18 protein-coding genes are annotated in these 20,646 nt (G+C 61.2%); 7 read left to right on the top strand and 11 right to left on the bottom strand.

Annotation, left to right across the window (positions count from 1 at the left end; genetic code table 11):
• Positions 1-48: 48 nt before the first annotated feature.
• Complete coding sequence (locus POI8812_RS12800; RefSeq protein WP_108782979.1) at positions 49-1,605, bottom strand: cisplatin damage response ATP-dependent DNA ligase; 1,557 nt, start codon at positions 1,603-1,605, stop codon at positions 49-51.
• Positions 1,606-1,781: 176 nt separating this feature from the next.
• Between POI8812_RS12800 and POI8812_RS12795 the strand changes: the two genes are divergently transcribed.
• The 3 genes from POI8812_RS12795 (at position 1,782) to POI8812_RS12785 (ending at position 5,249) form a co-directional block, all read left to right on the top strand.
• The gene (locus tag POI8812_RS12795) at positions 1,782-3,179 is read left to right on the top strand and encodes an L-serine ammonia-lyase (protein WP_108782978.1); all 1,398 of its coding nucleotides are present in this window, start codon (positions 1,782-1,784) and stop codon (positions 3,177-3,179) included.
• 107 nt (positions 3,180-3,286) lie between these two features.
• Entirely contained in the window at positions 3,287-4,573 is a 1,287-nt protein-coding gene (locus POI8812_RS12790) for a lipoprotein-releasing ABC transporter permease subunit (RefSeq protein ID WP_108782977.1), read from the top strand.
• Positions 4,566-5,249: an ABC transporter ATP-binding protein gene (locus POI8812_RS12785; protein WP_108782976.1), complete on the top strand. Its 684-nt coding sequence runs from the start codon at positions 4,566-4,568 to the stop codon at positions 5,247-5,249. Before POI8812_RS12790 ends, POI8812_RS12785 begins: the two co-directional genes overlap by 8 nt.
• 3 nt (positions 5,250-5,252) lie before the next feature.
• On the opposite strand, the gene POI8812_RS12780 is transcribed toward POI8812_RS12785, so the two are convergent.
• The 5 genes from POI8812_RS12780 to POI8812_RS12755 all read right to left on the bottom strand — a co-directional run bounded on the left by POI8812_RS12780 (position 5,253) and on the right by POI8812_RS12755 (position 10,905).
• Positions 5,253-6,326, bottom strand: coding sequence for a hypothetical protein (locus POI8812_RS12780; protein WP_108782975.1), 1,074 nt, complete (start codon positions 6,324-6,326; stop codon positions 5,253-5,255).
• 68 nt (positions 6,327-6,394) lie between these two features.
• A complete protein-coding gene (locus POI8812_RS12775; protein WP_108782974.1) occupies positions 6,395-8,020 on the bottom strand; it encodes a long-chain-fatty-acid--CoA ligase in 1,626 nt (541 codons plus the stop codon).
• Positions 8,021-8,396: 376 nt separating this feature from the next.
• Complete coding sequence (locus POI8812_RS12765; protein ID WP_108782972.1) at positions 8,397-8,885, bottom strand: VOC family protein; 489 nt, start codon at positions 8,883-8,885, stop codon at positions 8,397-8,399.
• A 51-nt stretch (positions 8,886-8,936) separates the two neighbouring features.
• Entirely contained in the window at positions 8,937-10,115 is a 1,179-nt protein-coding gene (locus POI8812_RS12760) for an acetyl-CoA C-acyltransferase family protein (protein WP_108782971.1), read from the bottom strand.
• Positions 10,116-10,191: 76 nt separating this feature from the next.
• Entirely contained in the window at positions 10,192-10,905 is a 714-nt protein-coding gene (locus POI8812_RS12755) for an HAD-IA family hydrolase (RefSeq protein ID WP_162844911.1), read from the bottom strand.
• Between the two features lie 208 nt (positions 10,906-11,113).
• Here POI8812_RS12755 and POI8812_RS12750 point away from each other — a divergent pair, with 208 nt between their 5' ends.
• On the top strand, positions 11,114-13,411 hold the full coding sequence (locus POI8812_RS12750; RefSeq protein ID WP_108782969.1) for a xanthine dehydrogenase family protein molybdopterin-binding subunit: 2,298 nt from the start codon (positions 11,114-11,116) through the stop codon (positions 13,409-13,411).
• A gap of 172 nt (positions 13,412-13,583) precedes the next feature.
• On the opposite strand, the gene POI8812_RS12745 is transcribed toward POI8812_RS12750, so the two are convergent.
• The 5 genes from POI8812_RS12745 to POI8812_RS12725 form a co-directional block, all read right to left on the bottom strand.
• Positions 13,584-14,195, bottom strand: a complete 612-nt coding sequence (locus tag POI8812_RS12745) for a LysE family translocator (RefSeq protein WP_108782968.1) — start codon at positions 14,193-14,195, stop codon at positions 13,584-13,586.
• A gap of 34 nt (positions 14,196-14,229) precedes the next feature.
• Positions 14,230-15,183, bottom strand: a complete 954-nt coding sequence (ispH, locus tag POI8812_RS12740) for a 4-hydroxy-3-methylbut-2-enyl diphosphate reductase (RefSeq protein ID WP_108782967.1) — start codon at positions 15,181-15,183, stop codon at positions 14,230-14,232.
• A 68-nt stretch (positions 15,184-15,251) separates the two neighbouring features.
• Complete coding sequence (locus POI8812_RS12735) at positions 15,252-16,040, bottom strand: DUF2189 domain-containing protein (protein WP_108782966.1); 789 nt, start codon at positions 16,038-16,040, stop codon at positions 15,252-15,254.
• Positions 16,041-16,098: 58 nt separating this feature from the next.
• Entirely contained in the window at positions 16,099-16,755 is a 657-nt protein-coding gene (locus tag POI8812_RS17880) for a methyl-accepting chemotaxis protein (protein ID WP_211310381.1), read from the bottom strand.
• 65 nt (positions 16,756-16,820) lie between these two features.
• On the bottom strand, positions 16,821-17,369 hold the full coding sequence (locus tag POI8812_RS12725; RefSeq protein WP_108783228.1) for a LabA-like NYN domain-containing protein: 549 nt from the start codon (positions 17,367-17,369) through the stop codon (positions 16,821-16,823).
• Positions 17,370-17,486: 117 nt separating this feature from the next.
• Here POI8812_RS12725 and folK point away from each other — a divergent pair, with 117 nt between their 5' ends.
• The 3 genes from folK (at position 17,487) to POI8812_RS12710 (ending at position 20,646) form a co-directional block, all read left to right on the top strand.
• Positions 17,487-18,047 carry a 2-amino-4-hydroxy-6-hydroxymethyldihydropteridine diphosphokinase gene (gene folK, locus POI8812_RS12720; protein WP_108782964.1) on the top strand — a complete coding sequence of 187 codons (561 nt, stop codon included), beginning with the start codon at positions 17,487-17,489 and terminating at the stop codon, positions 18,045-18,047.
• Positions 18,048-18,125: 78 nt separating this feature from the next.
• Positions 18,126-18,482: a DNA-directed RNA polymerase subunit omega gene (gene rpoZ / locus POI8812_RS12715; RefSeq protein WP_108782963.1), complete on the top strand. Its 357-nt coding sequence runs from the start codon at positions 18,126-18,128 to the stop codon at positions 18,480-18,482.
• Between the two features lie 4 nt (positions 18,483-18,486).
• Positions 18,487-20,646, top strand: coding sequence for a RelA/SpoT family protein (locus POI8812_RS12710; protein ID WP_108782962.1), 2,160 nt, complete (start codon positions 18,487-18,489; stop codon positions 20,644-20,646).

Below are 20,646 nucleotides of genomic sequence, written 5' to 3'. Positions count from 1 at the left end.
CGTCGCCATTCCTTGGCAGCGTGTCAGAAAAATGTGGATGCGGCGAGCTTAGCCAATCATCGCCTTGAGGCTTTCAAGCGTCGCGGCCTCTTCAATGGGTTTGTCCCAGCGGATGCGCTTGATGCGCGGAAACCGCATCGCGACACCCGATTTGTGGCGCTTGCTCTCCTGAATCGCATCAAATGCAATTTCCAGAACCAAGGCCGGTTTCACGGCGCGCACGGGTCCGAACCGTTGGGTGAAATTGTTCCGCACAAATCTGTCCAGCTCGGTCAGCTCCTGATCCGTGAACCCTGAATATGCCTTGCCCACAGGGGTCAATACGGGCCCGTCCGGCCCATCGGTCCAGGCGCCGAATGTGTAGTCGGAATAATAGGAAGACCTTTTGCCATGTCCGCGTTGGGCATACATCATCACACAATCCGCCTCCAACGGATCGCGTTTCCATTTCCACCATTGCCCGACCGGGCGACCGGCAACGTAAGCACTGTCGCGGCGTTTGAGCATCAGCCCCTCCAACGCCTCACCCCGCGCGCCGTCCCGCAGCGCCTCCAGCGCGTCCCACTGATCGAACGGGATCAAGGGGGAGAGGTCGAAACGCTCGGGCAAATCCATGCGATCCAACCGCGCCCGCCGCTCGGACCAGGGCAGATCGCGCAGGTCGATACCGTCGATGTCGAGCAGGTCATAGGCGCGGACATGCGCTGGATAATCCGCGAGCGTCTTCTTGCCCACACGTTTGCGGCCCAATCGTTTCTGAAGGTCGGCAAAGGGCGCGACCTCTCCGTCGCGCACGACGAGCAGTTCTCCGTCCAGACAGCCGTGATAGTCCATCTGTGCCAGAATGTCGGGAAAGCTCTTGGAAATATCGTCACCCGTCCGGGTGTAAAGCCGCCGCCCCCGCGGGGTCGCCACCGCTTGAACCCGAATGCCATCCCATTTCCATTCGGCAACATGCTCTGCCGGGCTGAGGGTAGAAACCCGGTCCTCCACTGGATGGGCCAACATCATCGGGCGATAGGCAAGGCTGAGGTCAACATCCGGCATCGCGCCACCGTCGAGCCAAGCGAACAGTTCCGTGTAGGGCGGATCAATCGCGAACCACAGCCGCTCGATCGTCTCAAGGGGATGGTTCGTGTCGGCGAGTGCGGTTTGCGCCAGTCGCGTCGACACGCCCACCCGCATTCCGCCCGTGCAAAGCTTGATCAAGGCCAGCCGCGCGCTCGCCCCGCACCGATCCAACAGCCGGGCAAGAACCGCCGGTCTGTCAGAGCGGGAGGCCGCAAGCAGGCTCGTCACCACCTCATCCAGACTTGGCGGATTTGCCCGATCCGGTTCGGGCCAAAGCAGGCTTACCGTTTCGGCCAGATCCCCGACATAAGCACGGGAGAGCGCGAACAGATGCGGGTCCATCGCCTCTTCCATCAAGCCCTTGATGACCGAAGAGGTGACATGCGGCAGGTCCAGCGTTCCGGCAAGCGCAGCCAGCGCCCAGCCGCGATCCGGGTCCGGCGTGGTCGCAAAATACTGCCGCAGCAGTGTCAGCTTGCCATTGCGGCCGGGCGTGAAGGCAAGACGTTCCAGAAGATCGGCAAAAGGCGTCATTCTCCAAACGTAGCAGCCCCGCGCTTGCTGACCAGATGCGCACGCGCCGCATGACAATTCGAAATTATCCAATCCCCTCGCCAGTCCTGCGCGCAAGGGTTGGAAGGGGTCGTATTCGGGATGCAACCTGCGCCACGCTTCGCTAGAAGAGGCCAGAACTGGAAGGGATGCGGGCCATGTTTCTGAGCGTATTCGATATCTTCAAGGTCGGCGTCGGCCCGTCATCGTCCCACACAATGGGCCCGATGGTTGCGGCCGGGCGCTTTCTGGAGGCTTTGCGCAGCGGCGAAGATCGCGTTCCGGGTGCGGGCGACCTGGCGGCCATTCGTTGCTCGCTGCACGGATCGCTGGCGTGGACGGGCAAAGGGCACGCTACAGATCGTGCGGTTCATCTGGGGCTTCTGGGCTTCGCGCCTGAGACATTCGATGCAGAAGCCGGGGATGCGGCCCTGGCCGATCTTGCGGCCAACCACATCTTGCGTCCCGAAGGGTTGCCTGAATTGCGCTACGACCCTGCGACGGATCTGGTTTTCGATTTCGAACGCAATCTGCCCGGCCACGCCAACGCCATGATCCTCGAAGCAGGCGATGCCAATGGCGCGCTTTGGTTACGCGAGACCTATTACTCAGTCGGTGGCGGCTTCGTGCTGACCGAGCGGGAATTGGAGCGCCAGAAGGAAAGCACGGAAGATGCGCTGACCAACGCGCCCTATCCTTTCCACAATGCGGCTGAGATGCTGCGCATGGCCCGTGAGAGCGGCAAGTCCATCGCACAGATGAAGCAGGCCAATGAATATGCCGAAGGCCACCGCGAAAGCCTGTCGACGGGCATGAAGAAAATCTGGTCGGTGATGGAAAATTGCATCGACCGTGGGATGAGCGAGGAGGGCATCCTCCCCGGAGGCCTGCATCTCCAACGCCGCGCCCGCAACATCCACCGCCAACTGCTGGAGGAACGTGGCAACAATCTCTCCGCGCCGCACACAGTGAACGACTGGCTTTCGGTCTACGCCATGGCGGTGAATGAGGAGAATGCCGCCGGTGGTCAGGTCGTGACCGCGCCGACAAATGGTGCGGCTGGTGTCGTCCCCGCGACAATCCGCTACTGGCTCGATCATGTGCCCGGCGCATCGCGCGATCGGATTGATGAATTTCTGCTGACCGCCGCGGCCATCGGCGGGATCATCAAAACCAATGCCTCTATCTCCGGCGCTGAAGTCGGCTGTCAGGGGGAGGTTGGCTCTGCCGCTGCCATGGCTGCTGCTGGGCTTTGCGCCGTGATGGGCGGCACGCCGGAACAAGTGGAAAATGCAGCCGAGATTGCCCTGGAACACCACCTCGGCATGACCTGCGATCCAATCAAAGGTCTGGTGCAGGCCCCGTGCATTGAACGCAATGGCCTCGGCGCGATCAAGGCGGTGAGTGCGGCATCCCTTTCGTTGCGCGGCAATGGCCGTCATCTTGTCAGCCTCGATGCCTGTGTGGAGACGATGCGCCAGACCGGCCGGGATATGAGTGAGAAATATAAGGAAACATCGTTGGGTGGGCTTGCCGTCAACGTGCCTGAGTGCTGATCACGCACCGGTAACGATCCCGCAATGATAATACCGCGTGTACTTGTCATTCTGCGGGCCGCACACCATTCTCCGGCCTCAACGCTGCGATATCTGCGAGGCACTTCATGTCCAATTCGGCCCGGCCCTTTTCCGCTTTCGAGTGGCTGATTGCGTGGCGCTACCTGCGCGCGCGGCGCAAGGAGGGCGGCGTCTCGGTTATGACGTGGATCAGCCTGATCGGCATTGCGCTCGCCGTTTTTGCCCTGATCGCGACTTTGGCGGTTCGATCCGGCTTCAGAACCGAATTCGTGGCGACCATTCTGGGCGCGAACGCCCATGTCACCGTGTTGCAGCAACCTTATCGCAATGAGTTTGGGCAGGTCGTTCGCACCATTGAAACCTTTGATGAGACCGCGGAGCGTGTCCTGATGGTTGAGGGGGTCACCCGTGCCGCCCCCACCATTCGCGGGCAGGTTCTCGCCGCAGCCAATGGAAGCAATGCGGGTGTTGAGGTGGTGGGCCAGCGTCTGTCGGATGTTCAGACGCTGCCACTTCTGGCAGAGCCGGAAATCTCGCTCGGCGATCTCACCCGTCTGGAGGAAGGGATCGCAATCGGGTCAGGTGTCGCGCAGACATTGGGCGTCGGGGTTGGCGACATGGTGCAACTGATTTCGCCCAATGGCGTGCAGGGACCATTCGGCACCAGCCCGCGCACCTCGACCTATGAGGTGGTCAACATCTTTCAGGTTGGCCGTTTCGACATCGACAGGGTCCGCGTCTACATGCCCTTTGCCGAGGCGCAGAGTTATTTCAACCGCGACGGCGTGGTGGACGAGCTTGAAGTGCTGGTCGAGGATCCAGAGCGCATCGATGCCTATCTGGATGATATTCTCGCCGCAGCTGGTCCGAACATGCTTAGTTGGACCTGGCAGCAAAGTGCGGGGGGGTTCCTTCGGGCGCTTGAGATGGAGGACAACATCATGTTTGTCATCCTTTCGATCCTCGTGCTGATCGCTACGCTCAACATCACCTCGGGCCTAATCATGCTGGTCAAGAACAAAGGCCGCGACGTGGGCATCCTGCGGACCATGGGTCTGGGCCAGGGCTCGATCCTGCGGGTCTTTTTCATCTGTGGGGCCAGCATCGGCATCGTCGGCACGGCGGTCGGCGTGGTTCTTGGCTGCCTCTTTGCGATCTATATCGATCCGATTTTCAACGCCGTGAACTGGCTGCTCGGCGGCGGGGTCTGGGATCCATCGGTACGTTTCATCAGCCAGCTTCCGGCCGAACTGCAGCTGGGCGATGTGCTGAGCGCGGTGGCGCTGTCGCTCGGCCTTTCCTTTGTTGTTACCATCTTTCCCGCGCGCCGCGCCGCGCGCATGAACCCGGTAGAGGCGCTGCGCTATGAGTAAGACTGCCCTGAACCTGTCCGGTGTCACCAAGACCTACAATGCAGGCACACCCGCTGAGATCCGCGTGTTGCGCGGCTTGAACCTCAACGTTGCGGCAGGTGAGGTCGTTGCCATGGTCGCGCCGTCCGGTTCCGGCAAATCGACGCTGCTCCACATCGCGGGTCTGCTCGACACGCTGGATGAAGGTAAGGTTGAGATTGCAGGGACCGACGCCACGGGCATGAAGGATAAGGCGCGGACCTTGCTGCGCCGGTCTACTGTCGGTTTCGTCTACCAGTTTCACCACCTGTTGCCGGAGTTTTCGGCGTCCGAAAACATCGAATTGCCCCAGCGCGCTGCAGGCGTCAGTGCATCTGCCGCGCGCGCACGGGCCGAGGAATTGCTGGCCACCGTTGGCCTGTCTTCCCGCGCGGATCATCGCCCGGGGGAGCTGTCCGGCGGCGAACAACAGCGCGTTGCGTTCTGCCGTGCGCTGGCGAATGGACCGGCGCTGCTTCTGGCTGATGAGCCTACTGGAAACCTTGATCCGACCACATCCGATCAAGTGTTCGAGGCACTAATGACCCTGGTGCGCAAAACCGGCATGTCCGCTCTGATCGCGACCCACAATCTGGAGCTTGCCGCCCGGATGGATCGGATGGTGCGGCTTGAAGATGGTGTGATTGTCGAGCTTTGAGGATCAGCGGGCCGGGCAGCGGCTGCGCAGGCCCAGCCAGGTCTGATCGTTCAGCGCAGGCGTGAAGGGTTCTGCCCCGATCACATCCCCATCCGCCAACGCTTCAAGCCGCTCAATGGGCAACCCGCGCCCGGCCAGGATCAGCGCCAGCGGTTTGCTGGGCAAGGCCGCCGTTTCCAGCAGGCGCAGCGCTTCGGCATCCGCGGGGCGTTCCCACTCTGGCAATTGTGCCAACGCCGCTGCCGCGACGGCTACCGTATCTTCAGACAGATACCCGCGCGTCACCAGACCAATCAGCCCCCCCATACCGATGGCGGAGGCGATCCGGTTGCGCGGTTGTTCCCGGTCCTGCCGTGCGAGGCCCAGGGCCATCAATCCTGCCAGCGCCTCGGGCTGGGCGGCACTGCGCATCGCGTCCGCATCCAGAAGGACGCGATGGTCTGGCAGCGCAATGATGGGTGAGACGTCCTGCCGAGCGGTAAACAGCACGGGTTCCATTCGCGCTTGTGTCGCGCCCAGCCGGGTCTGGATCTCCATCAAGGCGGGGTCCGCGCGCCCGGCGCGCTGGCAAAGGTAAAGCCCGCTTTGCTCCGATTGCGCCGTCACAATCTCTCGTGACACGCTGCGCCAGACCTCCTCTGGCACTTGTGCAAGCAGCGTATCCTGCGCCCAAGGTCTGGCAAGGATGGCTCCGATGACCAGCGCGATACTTACGAATGCTAGGATGACATAGCGAAACACCCGGTTGCCCGATGGGGCCGCGTCAACCGCCTCAGCCTCTTCCTCGATCCAGACAGCGGCTATGGCCGCCTTAAGGTCGACGTCATCAAACCAGAGGCATTCCGCCCCTTCCGGATCAGGTGTCAGACCCACCGCATCCGGGCGTCCTGCCGGATCCGCCTCCTCGCTATAGCGCAACGCGGCCAGCGACCACTGGGTGATCGGGGCTTCGCTCATATCCATCAAGGTCAGGCGCGAATTGCCGAATGTCGCGATGACTTCCCGCGGGGAGGAGGTCGCGTCGGCGCGCCAAAGCGCGAGCGCTTCGAGACGCTGGTATTGGTCAAGGGCGGTCATCGGCAGGCGATCTGTCCGGGTGGCTGAGGGGCTGACCCTTACCTAGCCCGGACAGCGCCCAGCGGCAATCAACCTGGCAGAGTATATCCCCGCGCCTTCAGCTGGTCGCGCAAGGTCAGTTTGGAAATCTTGCCAGTCGCCGTATGCGGCAACTCTTCAACGAAGACCACATCGTCGGGCACCTGCCATTTCGCAAATTTCGCGGCGACGAGTGACAGGATGTCCTCTTTGGCGGGCGATGTTCCAGGCACAGGCACGACCACGAGGATTGGCCGCTCATCCCATTTTGGATGCGGAATGCCAACAGCGGCGGCTTCGGCGACATCGGCGTGACCGACGGCGGCGTTTTCCAGGTCGATGGAACTGATCCACTCACCGCCCGACTTGATAACGTCCTTGGACCGGTCCGTGATCCGCACATATCCGTGGCGGTCGATTGTCGCCACATCACCTGTGTCAAACCATCCGTCGGCGTCTGTCGCGCTTTCACCAGAGTGCAGATAGCTGCCAACGATAGCAGGCCCACGGCACCACAGTTTTCCCTGTTCCTCACCGTCTTCTGGCAGGGTTACTCCGTCATCATCGGTGATCTTCAGCTCAACGGTGAAGGGGGGATGGCCGACGGTCTCCTGCGCATCGAGCCGTCCTGCCTCATCCAGAGCAGAGATTTCTGGCTTGAACGAGCAAACGGTGCCCAGCGGGCTCATCTCTGTCATACCCCAGGCATGCAGAACCTGCACGCCATAGACATTCTGGAAGGTCTCGATCACCGCCCGCGGGCAAGACGATCCTCCGATCACAACCCGGTCCAGCGTGCTGAAGCGCTTGTCCGAATTGTCGCGGAGCCATCCCAGCAGGCCCAGCCAGATCGTCGGCACGGCCGCGGTGATCGTCACCCCATGTTCCAGCATTTCGTATACGGCAGGCGGCGTCATGTCGCGGCCTGGCATCACGACGCGGCTGCCAGCCATGGGCGCGGTGTATCCGATGGACCAGCCGTTGGCGTGAAAGAGCGGCACAACCGGCATCACCGTATCGGCAGAGCCAAGCCCCAGCATGTCAGGGCTTTGGGCGGCAAGGGCGTGCAGCACGTTTGAGCGGTGGGTGTAGACGACCCCTTTCGGGTTGCCGGTGGTGCCCGATGTATAGCAAATGCCACACGCATCCGTTTCCGGCCCCATATGCCAATCAGCCTGCCCGTCTTCCTCGGCCAGCAGTTCTTCATAGCAAAGCACGTCAAGGTTGGTTTCGGGCATATGCGTCCGATCAGTCATGACGATGATCGTCTCCACCTTTGGCAGGCGATCAATGATACCCTCGATCAGCGGCAGCAAATCCAAATCGACCATCAGGACCTTATCGCCTGCATGATCAATGACATAGCTCATCTGATCGGCGAAAAGACGCGGGTTCAGTGTATGCAACACGGCCCCGGCGCCGGGGACGCCATACCAGACTTCCAGGTGGCGCGCGGTGTTCCACGCCATGACGCCAACCACATCGCCGGGCGCCACACCCAGCTTGCGCAGGGCCTGTGCACATTTCTTGGCTTGCAGGTGGATACCGGACCAAGTTGTCTTTGTGATCGGTCCTTCGACCGAGCGGGAGATGATTTCCCGGTCCGCGTGATAATGCGCGGCGTGATCGAGAATGGCGCTGACGCGCAGCGGCCAGTCTTGCATCAGATTGTGCATGGGGTTCTCCTCCCTGAATCTCCGTGGACGGCCGCTCTCTGCCGGGTCTCATCCATTTGTCAGACAATTAAACAGACCCAACCTCAATGCAAGTGGGTCGCACCGTCTGAACCACATCCTGCACTCCTGCGTTGGTCTTAAGGAAAAGGAGGGACGTTGCGGCATGACCGACCGTGAAAAGTGCAAGCGGAACAAGATCAGAGATGTAAAAAGGTCCCACACCGCCCGCCGCGTGGGGGTCGAGCGGCTGCCTGACTTCATACAGTTTGGAAACGGGGAATTTCACTGCGTCGATTGCGGCGCACATGCTGAGGAGCTTGTTGCCCTGCGCCATGAACAAGGGTGTCCCCACGCCCCCGACCGGTCCTAAGATGCTCTAGCCGGTCAGGACAGCTTCGCGCAGTTGGCTCATATCGAGCTTTCGCATCGTCATCATCGCAGCGTAGCCGCGTGCAAGTGCCTCGGTCGGGGCGCTGCGCCGCATCTCTTCAAACTCGGCGGGAACGATCTGCCACCGCACGCCCCACCGATCCTTGATCCAACCACACATGATCTCTTCACCGCCGGCCGCGAGAATGGCGCCCCACAAACGGTCCACCTCGTCCTGATCGGTCGCGGAAATTGTCAATGATGCCGCATCCGTATGCGGGCGGTCTGGGCCACCATTCAGTGCCTGAAGGCGCATTCCTGCCATTTCGAATTCAACGAGCACGACGTCGCCTGCCGCGCCACCGGGCCAATCGATCGGCGATCGGTTGCGGCTGATGACATGCCCGTCCTCAAAGAGAGCCATATAGAAGTCCGCGACCTCTTCTGCCTGCCCATCGAACCACAGACACAGGCCAGCTTTGCCAGATGTGTTCATGCCACCCTCTCCCTATCTGTCGCAGGAAGAGGGTAGCACAGTTGTGCCGTGTCAGAGGCGTTCAATCGCGATTGCGATGCCCTGACCGCCGCCGATGCACATGGTGATCAGACCAAAGCGTCCACCGATCCGCTCCAGTTCATAGAGCGCTTTAACCGTCACAATCGCACCTGTGGCCCCGACTGGATGGCCCAGCGCAATTGCTCCGCCATTCGGGTTCACCTTCGCAGGGTCGAGCTCCAAACCCCGGTTGACCGCGATGGCCTGCGCCGCGAACGCTTCGTTCGACTCGATGACGTCAAAGTCAGTGGCCTTCATGCCAGTGCGTTCGAGCAGGTTCTCGACCGCCGGGATCGGCCCGATCCCCATAACCTCCGGGCGAACGCCCGCATGGGCATAGCCCACGATCCGGGCGCGCGGCGTCAAACCCGCTGCCTGCGCCGCACCGGCCTCTGCCAACACCAGTGCGGCTGCCCCGTCATTGATGCCCGAGGCATTGCCCGCTGTCACACGCCCATCCTTACGGAACACAGCGCGCAAACCGCCAAGCGCATCGAGGCTCGTCGCCTTTGGATGCTCATCGGTGTCGAATGCGACGATCTCACGACGTTTCTTCACCTCAACGGGCACGATCTGGTCTGCGAAATAGCCTGCTTCAATGGCGGCTGCAGCGCGCTCTTGCGATTGCATCGCGAAGGCATCCATATCCTCGCGGCTCACCCCATGCTCATCGGCCACATTCTCTGCCGTGACGCCCATGTGACCGGTGCCGAACGGACAGTTCAGTGCGCCCAGCATCATATCCATCGTCCGCACGTCGCCCATCTTCTGGCCCCAACGCGCATCAGGCATGATATAGGGGGAGCGGCTCATGCTCTCCGCACCGCCTGCAACCGCGAAATCCGCGTCCCCCAGCATCAGCGACTGAACTGCGCTCACAATGGCCTGGGCCCCGGACCCGCACAGCCGGTTCACGTTCATCGCCGGTGTCGTGTCGGGAATGCCCGCTTCCATCGCGGCAACGCGGCTCAGATACATGTCGCGCGGTTCGGTATTGATGACATGTCCGAACACGACATTGCCGATCTGCTCGCCCGCCACACCGGCGCGGTCGAGCGCGGCCTTGGTCACCGTTGCGCCAAGCTGGATCGGAGGGATGGCGGCCAGACTGCCGCCGAAGGTGCCGATGGCCGTACGCGCGCCGCTGAGGATAACGATCTCTCGTGACATGGGGTTCTCCTGTTCTGCTGCGCGCATTGGGCGTCGGCCTGCCGCGAACGTCAACCGCGACCGCACGTCCAAAGCATCACGCCAGGCTGCGAAGCCAGTCCAGCGTCACGAAACCGTCTGGCAGGTCGGCGCCCTCCACGTGATTTTCCGGATCACCCAGATGCGCGACCACCGCAGCTGCCTTTGCGAAATCGTCATCAGCATGCGCGGCACCGGGTGTGACCAAACAGGTCAGTCCCGCGGCAACCGCCGCTTCCATCGAAGGGGCGCTGTCCTCGATTGCGACCGCCTGCGTCAGGTTCAGCCGCTCGATGGCCAGCGTGTAGATGTCGGGGGCAGGTTTGCCGTTGTCGACCATCCCAGCCGTTGTGATCAGATCAAACATATCCGCTTCGATGGTTTCACCCAGCGCCGCCAACATCGCATCAATATTGGCTTGAGAGGTCGTTGTTACAAAGGCCGTCGCAAGGCCCGCCGCGCGGGCTTCGCGCAACAGGCGTTGAATGCCGGGACGGGGGCGCAGCCCTTCTTCGACCATCGTCTCGTCAAAGAGCTTCGTCTTGCTCAAATGCAACTCGGTCACCTGATCCTCGGTCAGCTTGTCCCTGCGCGCATCGGCATAGCTGCGGATTCGGTTCGCGCCGCCTGACTGCTTGAGCATGCGGTTGTATTCCTCTTCCTCCCAGCGCCAATCCAGACCGGCTTTGGCGAACGCCTCGTTGAAGGCGGCCCGCTGAAGGTGGGAGGTCTCGGCGATAACGCCGACCGAACCGAAAAGGATGCCGTCCATGAATGTGCTCCTGAAAACAGATGTCAGAACCGGGACATAGGCGGACGGCCGAGCATGGCGAGGGCGTGGTTCCACATCACCACCAATTTGAGGCTGCGGCAAATTGGGTGAGACATGATTCCCGACGCAAATTGCCGTTAAGTGGCGATGGACAGCCGCAGTGCGGGTGCTAGTGTCCGCAGGTAAGGCCCGGTAAAGGAGAGCTCCCATGGCGAAATTCGGTGTCAGCCAGTCCGTAAGACGCAAGGAAGATGATCGCTTTCTCACCGGGCAGGGCCGCTATGTCGATGACATTGCGCCTGCCGGATCGGCCATCGCCACCTTCGTGCGTGCGCCGGTCGCTCATGCCCGCATCGAGAGCATCGACATCACGGACGCGCTTGAGGTTGAGGGCGTTCTTGCAGTCTACACCGCCGCCGATCTCGACGGAAAACTCGTCAACACGATGGACGCTTCGGTCGTAAAGAACCGTGACGGCTCGAAAGGGGCCGCTCCCATGCGTCCTATTCTGGCTGCCGATCGCGTCTGCCACGCCGGTGAGGCCGTTGCCATGGTGGTCGCTGAAACACGGCAAGCCGGGCTCGACGCGGCAGAGCTTGTGATGGTCGATTACGACGATTTGCCCGTGCATCTTGATACCGCAATCGGTGGTGACGCGATCCATGCCGAGGCGCCCGACAACATCGCCTATGACTGGGCGCATGGTGACGAGGCGCGGGTCGCCGCGATCTTCGACGGCGCGGCCCATACCGTCTCACTCGATCTGATCGACAACCGCGTCTTTGCCAATCCATTGGAGCCGCGCGGTTGCTATGCGGAGGTTGAGGGGGACCGCCTTCATCTGGCACTCAACGGTCAGGGGGTCTGGGGCACACGTGACGCACTGGCCAAAAAGCTGGGCCTCGACAAGTCGCAGGTCCGCGTCACCAACCCGGATGTCGGCGGCGGTTTCGGGATGAAGTCTTTCGACTATCCTGAACATTTCATGACAGCCTTTGCTGCCCGCGAATTGCAGCGGCCCGTACGCTGGATGGCAGATCGGGGGGAGGGGCACCTGACCGACGCGGGCGGGCGTGACCTGGTGACGACAGCCGAAGCGGCCTTCGACGCGGACCATAAGCTGATCGCCCTGCGCTTTCACACGCTCAGCAATCTGGGCGGGTACAATTCCGGTTACGGCCAGTTCATCCAGTCTGAACTGGCGCTGAAGGTCATGCCCGGCACCTATGATGTGCAGGACACTTTCTTCCACGTGCAGGGCATCTACACAAACACCACACCGATCGACGCCTATCGCGGCGCCGGACGGCCCGAGGCGATCTATGCCATAGAGCGCTTGATGGATCAGTGCGCACGGGAACTGGGCGTCAACCCGCAGGAATTGCGCCGCAAGAACTTCATCCCGAAAGATGCATTCCCCTATACCTCAGCCGCCGGCGAGCTCTACGACGTTGGTGATTTCCATCGCGTGCTCGACCGTGCCGAGGTTGAGGCCGATCTGGCTGGGTTCGAGGCGCGCCGGGCCGCGTCAGCGGCCGAAGGCAAATATCGCGGCCTCGGTTTGTGCTACTACATCGAGTCGATCCTCGGCTCGCAGGACGAGACGACCAAGATCGAGTTTGTCGAAGATGGCAGCGTCAATCTCTATGTCGGCACCCAGTCAAACGGGCAGGGGCACGAAACAGTCTTTGCCCAGATCCTCCACGAACGGGCGGGCATTCCGTTCGAGGCGATCAACTTCGTTCAGGGTGACAGCGACCGCATAGCCAAGGGCGGCGGCACGGGCGGCTCACGCTCCGTGACCATGCAGGGCAACTCGATCAATGCCACCGCGGATGAAATGATCCGCAAATATCGTCCCCTCGCCGAGGAAGAGCTTGAGGTCGCGAGCGCGGACATCGAATTCGATTCCGGTCAGTTCAAGGTCGTCGGCACCGATAAGGGCGTCAGCCTGATGGACCTGGCCGCAAAGGCACGTGAGAAAGCGATGGCAGAGCTTCTGGTAACAGAGCTTGAAAACACCGTCGCCGCCCGATCCTTCCCGAATGGCGCGCATTTTGCTGAGGTTGAGGTCGACCCCGACACCGGCAAGACGCAAGTGGTCAAATACACCGTCGTCGATGACTTTGGTGTCCTGATGAACCCGATGCTGGCAGAGGGTCAGGTCCATGGCGGTGTCGCCCAGGGCATTGGTCAGGCCATCACCGAACAGGTCGTCTATGATGAGGACGGCCAATTGATGTCCGGCTCGTTCATGGATTACGCCATGCCCCGCGCCTACGACGTGCCGTGGATGCATTTTCACACGGAGCTTGTCCCATCCACCGCGAACGAGATCGGGATGAAGGGCTGTGGGGAGGCTGGCACCGTGGGTGCACTCGCCGCCGTCACGAACGCAGCCCTCGACGCGGTGTGGGAGGCCGGCGTGCGCCATATCGACATGCCGCTGACGCCGGTGCGCATGTGGACCTGGTTGAACGAGGCCAACCGCCACGCTGCCGAATAGCGTCCTGAAAAAAGTAAGGGCCGGAGGCGATCCAAGCCCCCGACCCCTCGCGATGAGCCCGATCCCTATGGGGTTCGTCATCGCTGTCCTCGACCGAACCTTCTCAGGAAGGGATCGGGACAGTCAATCAACGCACGAACCCGTCTCTGGTTCGGTGCCGTGTTAAGAAATCCTAACTTCTGTCCAGCGCGACCCGCATGGCCAACCCACCAAAGCTCAGTGCGAAGGCGCGCCGAATCCACGTCATGACACGCGTGCTCTCCAACACTTTGCGGCGGGCGACACTGGCAAAGAACGCGTAGATCAGAAACACAGCAGCCGTCATCGCTGAGAAAACACCGCCCAGCAGCAGCATCTGCGCCGTCACATTGCCCGCCTCCGCCACGACGAATTGCGGCAGAAAGGCAAGGAAAAACAGCGACAGTTTGGGGTTGAGGACATTGATCAGGGCCCCGCGCACGGCGATTTGCACCGCATCCCGCTCCGACACCTCCGCCTCACCCAACGGGCTGCGATCCGTCCAGGTCTTATAGGCCATCCACAGCAGGAACAGCACGCCTGCATATTTCACGACCTGAAAGGCCAGCGCGCTGGCGTGCAACACAGCAGCAAGGCCAAAGACGGCGGCCAGCAAATGCGGCAGAATTCCCGCTGTACACCCGATCACCGCGGCAATCGCGGCGCGAAACCCGCGCGTCAATGCGACGGAGAGCGTGTACATCACCCCGGTTCCGGGCGCGAGTACCACGATCAGGGCCGTTACCAGAAATCCGACGCTGATCATCCCAAATCCTCCGTCCGAAGGGGGAGGTGCAGGCTCACGCGACCCTCTCGCGCAACACGCGCGGCACCTTGAATTCCACCCGCTCCTGCGCCGTCTCCACAATCTCGACAGTCACGTCATAGCGGGCGCGAAAGGCGTCGATCACTTCTTCGATCAGAACCTCCGGTGCGCTTGCACCGGCTGTGATCCCAAGCGTCTTGATCCCGTCCAGGGCGCGCCAGTCAATGTCGACCGCGCGCTGAACCAACTGCGAATAAGAGCACCCGGCGCGCGAGCCAACTTCAACCAAACGTTTCGAGTTCGAGGAGTTCGGCGCACCGATCACCAGCAACGCATCCACCTTTGGCGCGACGGCCTTCACGGCCTCCTGCCGGTTCGTGGTCGCGTAGCAGATATCCTCTTTATGCGGCCCGACGATATTGGGGAAACGTGCCTTGAGGGCGGCCACGATATCGGCGGTGTCATCAACGCTCAACGTGGTCTGCGTGATGAAGGCCAGCTTTTCAGGGTCGCGCGGTTCAAGCGTTTCCACATCATCCGCGGTCTCGACCAGCAGAACCTCACCATCAGGCAACTGACCCATCGTGCCGATCGTCTCGGGATGCCCGTCATGCCCGATCATGACCATTTGCAGGCCGTTGGCATGATGGCGCTCGGCCTCGATATGAACCTTGCTGACAAGGGGGCAGGTCGCATCGACGTAGAGCATCTGCCGTGCTTCTGCCGCAGCCGGGACCGATTTGGCCACACCATGCGCCGAAAAGATCACCGGGCGATCGGTCGGGCACTCATCCAGTTCTTCGACAAAGACCGCGCCCTTATCGCGCAGATCATCGACAACGTATTTGTTGTGCACGATTTCGTGGCGCACATAGACGGGTGCGCCCCATTTTTCGAGGGCCATTTCGACGATCTTAATGGCGCGGTCAACGCCTGCGCAAAAGCCGCGCGGCGCGGCGAGATAGAGGGTCAGGGGCGGCATCGGCATCTCCACTTGTTGAGCAGAGTATAGGGTGCCGGTCTTTAATGCGAAATACTGCCGCCGCGCTTTTTGCGTCAGCCCCCGGATCGCTCCACGGTCTTTGTGTAAAGATGCCAGGTCGCATGGCCCAGGATTGGCAGTGCAATCGCCAACCCAAGGAAGGCTGGCAGCATCGCAATGAATAGGCAGATCGCCACAAACACAGCCCAGCTCAACATCGGCCGGGGTGAAGCGAGGACGGAGCGGACACTCGCAATCATGGCTGTTACAATGTCCCGATCCTGATCAAGCAACAGCGGAATGGCTGTTACGGTCAGCGAGAATAGCACCAGTGCCAGCAATCCGCCGACAATTGTGCCGTTGATCAGGAACCCGATCCCAGCCGGTGTCGTAAAGGCGACGCTTGCGAAACTCGCCGGATCGCTGAACGCGGCAAAGCCCAACCATAAGGCCAGCAGCAGGCGGACCTGATAGATCCAGATCCAGAAGACAAACAGGACCACCATCGCCATCCAGACCAGCTCTCGGTTTCGCTGCGCAAGCATCAGTCGCAAGACGTCACCCCATGTGGGCGCGCGTCCCTCGGCGCGCGCGCGACTGATCTCGTAAAAGGCGACAGCGACAAAGGGACCAACCAGCGGGAAGCCCAGCATCAATGGAATGATCGCCCAGATCGGGGCCGCTCCGCCAATTCCCGCCATCATTGCGATGCCTGCCAGCGCGTAGATCAGCCCAATCACAATGCCGAACTTTGGCTCCGCCTTGAAATCGTCGACCCCCGCTCGCAGCGCGGCGCGCACATCTTCCAGATCAATGGCGCGGATGCGCGGGGGGATAGGGGGCACATAGGGCGTTTTGGGCATTGGAGGTCTCCCTTTGCCCCACCATGTCGAATTTGCGCAGTGAATGGTTTGATCGAGGTCAAAGCCCGCGCAATTCCTCTTGCGCGGCACTGACCACCGATCCCATCTGCCCCGACAGGGACTGCACCTCCTGTGCGATGACCGCAAACCCTGCGCCCGCCGGGCCGGTTCGCGCGGCTTCGATTGCCGCGTTGATTGCGATCAGCTCGATACTCGTGCCCATGTTGCTCAATTGGTTGAGCAGATCGCCAATCGTGGATTCATTGATCCGCGCCCGCTGCTGAGAGGTGGTGACGACACGCAACTGCATTTCGGCAAGGTACTGACCGAATGTTTCACTGATCTCGCCCACCAGAAGGGCGGTGTCCACGCCCCGATCATGCAGATGTTGTGCGAGTTGATCATCGGAGATGCTGTCGGGCATCTGATCGAGCAATCGCTCCAGCAGCCGCACGGAGGCGCCGCGCATGTCTCGCAGATTTTTCGGGGCATCCGGGTCGAGTTCGGCGACCCTGCGCGGCACATGCTCAACCAGCATTGTATGGGCATCGCGCAAATCAGTCCGTGCCGCCCCAATTGTGTCGCGGTTTAACGTCACACTGCCTGCGCGAAGCTGCTGGATCGCAAGGGCCAGCATTGAAGCAGCATATTGCGCCTTTGAGACGGCGGCATAGATCTCCATCGCCAAAACCCGCAGCGCCGTCGCAACCGTCAATCCCGCCTCCATCCTTTGCCAAACATGGCCGATGGTGGCGTGAGAAGACTAACAAGTGGTTGAGATCAGTCCTCTGCCGGGCGCTCGCGCATCGGGCGGCCGATCACGTCGCGCAGCTCATCCAGCTCGATGAAATTGTCCGTTTGGCGGCGCAGATCATCCGCGATCATCGGCGGGTTTGAACGGATCGTGCTCACGACCGACACCCGAACACCCTGCCGCTGGATGCCCGCGACGAGTGGGCGAAAATCCCCATCGCCCGAGAACAGCACCATATGATCAATATGCGGGGCCATCTCCATCGCATCGACGGCCAGCTCAATATCCATATTGCCCTTCACCTTCCGCCGCCCGGCGGCATCCGTGAACTCCTTCGCGGGCTTTGTGACCATGGTGAAACCGTTATAGTTCAGCCAGTCGACCAGTGGCCGGATCGGAGAATATTCCTCATTCTCCAGCAGGGCGGTGTAGTAAAACGCGCGCAGCAGCTTGCCACGGCGCATGAATTCCGAACGCAAAAGCTTATAGTCAATGTCAAACCCAAGCGCCTTCGCGGCCGCGTAGAGGTTCGATCCGTCAATGAACAGCGCCAGGCGCTCATCCCGATAAAACACGACCTTCTCCAATACATTCAAAAATTCAAAGCTGTCCGCAAAACGCTCGGACCCGTAATACAATGTCTCACGTTAGAAAAATCGGCGGCAGTTGCAAAGTAGGATTGTGACGTAAACATGCATTACCTGATCGCGCTCGGCGCAAATCTGGCTGGATCACCATTGGAAAGGGCGGCTGTTCTCGATGCCGCTCTTGCCGCGCTCAGCTGCGATCATGTCCGTGTTGAGGCTGTCAGCGCCTACTACACAACGCCTGCCTTTCCCCCCGGATCCGGCCCTGATTTCGTCAACGCCGCGGCCTGCCTGATCAGCTCCGATACCCCGCAGGCAATGCTGACGCGCTTGCATGAGGTGGAGGCCGGGGCGGGGCGGACGCGCGATGTGCGCTGGGGTCCGCGCACTCTCGACCTCGATCTGCTGGGGGCGGGGCAGCAGATCCTCCCGGATATTTCGACTGTCCGTGCGTGGATGGCACAACGCTATGACGGGGCGCCGCCGCCACCGCCGGAGGAGCTGATCCTGCCCCATCCGCGCCTGCACGAGCGGGGATTCGTCCTCGTCCCGCTGGCAGATATTGCCCCAGATTGGACCCATCCCGTGACGGAGCGGACCGTTTCGCAGATGCTTGCAGACCTCGCACCGGCAGAACGCGCTGAAATCATTCAACTTGCGCGCTGAGGCTGCGCCCTTGCATCCCGCCGCACGGCAAGTTATCTGATACCTTTCACCGAGACTGGATGAGAGTGGAGGCCACACATGGCTCGCGTCACTGTTGAAGATTGCGTCGATAAAGTTCCCAACCGCTTCGAGTTGGTCATGCTTGCGGCTCATCGCGCGCGTGAGTTGAGCTCGGGCGCCCCGCTCACTGTTGAGCGTGACAACGACAAGAACCCTGTCGTGGCCCTGCGCGAAATCGCGGATGAGACGCTGACCGCATCCCAGCTGAAGGAAGCGGCCATCGAATCCAACCAGCGCCAGATCGAGGTGGATGAGCCGGAAGAGGATCAGATGGCTCTGCTCATGGGCGACAATGGCGGCGACGCCCCGTCCGAGGACGACATGTCCGAAGAATCCCTTCTGCGTGCCCTGATGGACGCGCAAGGCGAACGCTGACACCATGGCGGACGGGTCACCTGAACCTGTCCTTTTCAGCCCACGCGCGCCGGACCTTGCGGCGCGCGTCCGAGCCTACAATCCCAAATCCGATAGTGCACTGATCGAGGCAGCCTATGCCTATGCGCAACATGCGCATGGTGAACAAAGGCGGCATTCGGGTGAACCCTATTTTACACACCCGCTCGCCGTTGCGGGTATGGTCGTGAACGATCAGCTGGATGATGCCACGATCGTCACCGCCCTCCTGCACGACACGGTTGAGGATACCGGTTCGACGCTGCCTGAAATCCGCCGCCTGTTTGGCGCGGAAGTGGCCGATCTGGTCAACGGTGTCACCAAGCTGACGAACCTGCAGCTCTCTTCGAAAGAGACCAAGCAGGCCGAGAATTTCCACAAGCTCATCCTCGCCATGGCAGAGGATTTGCGCGTCGTTCTGGTCAAGCTGAACGACCGCCTGCACAACATGCGCACCATCAAGCACATGCGCCCTGAAAAGCAGGTTCAAAAGGCGCAAGAGACGATGGACATCTACGCGCCGCTCGCGGGCCGGATGGGCATGCAGTCCATGCGAGAAGAGCTTGAGGATCTGTGCTTTCGTATCCTGAACCCGGAAGGGCGGTCGTCCGTCATCCGGCGCTTCATCACGCTCAAGAACGAAACCGGCGATGTGATCGACCGCACCGTTGAAGACATCGAAAACCTGCTCACTGCCGCAGGCATCGACGCCCTCGTCACCGGGAGAGAGAAAAAGCCCTTCTCAATCTGGCGCAAACTCGATGAGAAGGATGGAGAGTTCAATCGCCTCTCCGACATCTTCGCGTTCCGCATCATCACCAAGTCCGAAGAGGACTGCTACGCCGCACTCGGTCTGGTGCATCGCCGCTGGAATGCCGTTCCCGGACGATTCAAGGACTATATCAGCCAGCCGAAATCCAACGGGTACCGCTCGATCCACACCACCGTGTCGGGCCGCAAGGCACGCCGGGTTGAGATCCAGATCCGCACTGAAGAGATGCATGAGGTGAATGAAACCGGTGTCGCGGCCCACTGGTCCTATCGGGACGGCATCCGGTTCGAAAACCCATTCGCCGCAGATCCTGCAAACTGGCTGCAATCCCTGCGCGAAGACCTCGACACGGCAGAGAACCCGTCCGAGGTTCTTGAGCATGTGAAGCTGGAAATGTTCTCCGATCAGGTGTTCTGCTTCACGCCGAAGGGTCGCGTCGTGAAACTGCCGCGCGGGGCCACACCGCTCGACTTTGCCTATGCGATTCATACGAATCTGGGCAATTCCTGCGTTGGGGCCAAGGTAGACGGCCAGCGCCGCCCGCTTTTCACGCGGCTGCGCAACGGGCAATCGGTTGAAATCATTTCCGCCCCCGGACAGACGCCGCAGGCCAGTTGGGCCGATCTTGTCGTCACCGGACGGGCGAAGACCGCCATCCGCCGTTTCGCACGTCTGGAAGAACGGGCCAGCCAGATCCGGCTTGGCCGCGAATTTGCCCGCGCAGCACTCGACAAGGTTGATAAGTCGTTGTCAGACCGTGCCATGGCCACAGCGGCAGAGCGGCTGAATTTCTCCGATGCTGATGATCTGCTGCGCGCGCTTGGCGCGGCAGAGGTGACGGGCAACCAGATCGTTCAGGCCCTCTACCCCGAGCTTTTATCGCTTGAGGAACTGGGCCCCAACACCACCCGCAAGGACGGGGTGATCGGCCTGACACAAGGGCAATCCGCACAGGCGGCGCCCTGCTGCAAGCCGTTGCCGGGCGAACGGATCATCGGCATCACGTGGCGCGGTCGCGGCGTGCAGGTGCATGCGATTGATTGCCCTGAACTGGTCGCCTTCGACGAATCGCCCGACCGTTGGGTGGATCTGCGCTGGGGGGCGGGCGAAAGCCTTGGCAATCATACTGCCGACCTCGTGACGACGATGGCCAATGATGCCGGCGTTCTGGGCCGGCTGTGCTCCCTGATTGGAGAGCATCACGCGAATATCAGCGACATTTGCATTGAAGACCCGAAACCCGATTTCTACGTGGTGCGTTTGAGTGTTGATGTGCGGGACGTCACCCACCTTTCTCGCATCATGACCGCCATCGAAGCGGATTCGGCGGTGACAGAGGTGGTGCGGGAGCGTAGGTCAGAGACGCGTTCCTAA

The sequence above is a fragment of the Pontivivens insulae genome (genome assembly GCF_900302495.1).
Lineage (GTDB): Bacteria > Pseudomonadota > Alphaproteobacteria > Rhodobacterales > Rhodobacteraceae > Pontivivens > Pontivivens insulae.
The sequence above is the reverse complement of the archived record's forward strand: the minus strand, read 5'-3'. Positions and strand labels throughout refer to the sequence as shown.

Coding starts and splice junctions, on each gene's coding strand:
- POI8812_RS12800 (WP_108782979.1), bottom strand. CDS start 1,605: ATGACGCCTTTTGCCGATCTTCTGGAACGTCTTGCCTTCACGCCCGGC.
- POI8812_RS12795 (WP_108782978.1), top strand. CDS start 1,782: ATGTTTCTGAGCGTATTCGATATCTTCAAGGTCGGCGTCGGCCCGTCA.
- POI8812_RS12790 (WP_108782977.1), top strand. CDS start 3,287: ATGTCCAATTCGGCCCGGCCCTTTTCCGCTTTCGAGTGGCTGATTGCG.
- POI8812_RS12785 (WP_108782976.1), top strand. CDS start 4,566: ATGAGTAAGACTGCCCTGAACCTGTCCGGTGTCACCAAGACCTACAAT.
- POI8812_RS12780 (WP_108782975.1), bottom strand. CDS start 6,326: ATGACCGCCCTTGACCAATACCAGCGTCTCGAAGCGCTCGCGCTTTGG.
- POI8812_RS12775 (WP_108782974.1), bottom strand. CDS start 8,020: ATGCACAATCTGATGCAAGACTGGCCGCTGCGCGTCAGCGCCATTCTC.
- POI8812_RS12765 (WP_108782972.1), bottom strand. CDS start 8,885: ATGAACACATCTGGCAAAGCTGGCCTGTGTCTGTGGTTCGATGGGCAG.
- POI8812_RS12760 (WP_108782971.1), bottom strand. CDS start 10,115: ATGTCACGAGAGATCGTTATCCTCAGCGGCGCGCGTACGGCCATCGGC.
- POI8812_RS12755 (WP_162844911.1), bottom strand. CDS start 10,905: ATGGACGGCATCCTTTTCGGTTCGGTCGGCGTTATCGCCGAGACCTCC.
- POI8812_RS12750 (WP_108782969.1), top strand. CDS start 11,114: ATGGCGAAATTCGGTGTCAGCCAGTCCGTAAGACGCAAGGAAGATGAT.
- POI8812_RS12745 (WP_108782968.1), bottom strand. CDS start 14,195: ATGATCAGCGTCGGATTTCTGGTAACGGCCCTGATCGTGGTACTCGCG.
- ispH (WP_108782967.1), bottom strand. CDS start 15,183: ATGCCGATGCCGCCCCTGACCCTCTATCTCGCCGCGCCGCGCGGCTTT.
- POI8812_RS12735 (WP_108782966.1), bottom strand. CDS start 16,040: ATGCCCAAAACGCCCTATGTGCCCCCTATCCCCCCGCGCATCCGCGCC.
- folK (WP_108782964.1), top strand. CDS start 17,487: ATGCATTACCTGATCGCGCTCGGCGCAAATCTGGCTGGATCACCATTG.
- rpoZ (WP_108782963.1), top strand. CDS start 18,126: ATGGCTCGCGTCACTGTTGAAGATTGCGTCGATAAAGTTCCCAACCGC.
- POI8812_RS12710 (WP_108782962.1), top strand. CDS start 18,487: ATGGCGGACGGGTCACCTGAACCTGTCCTTTTCAGCCCACGCGCGCCG.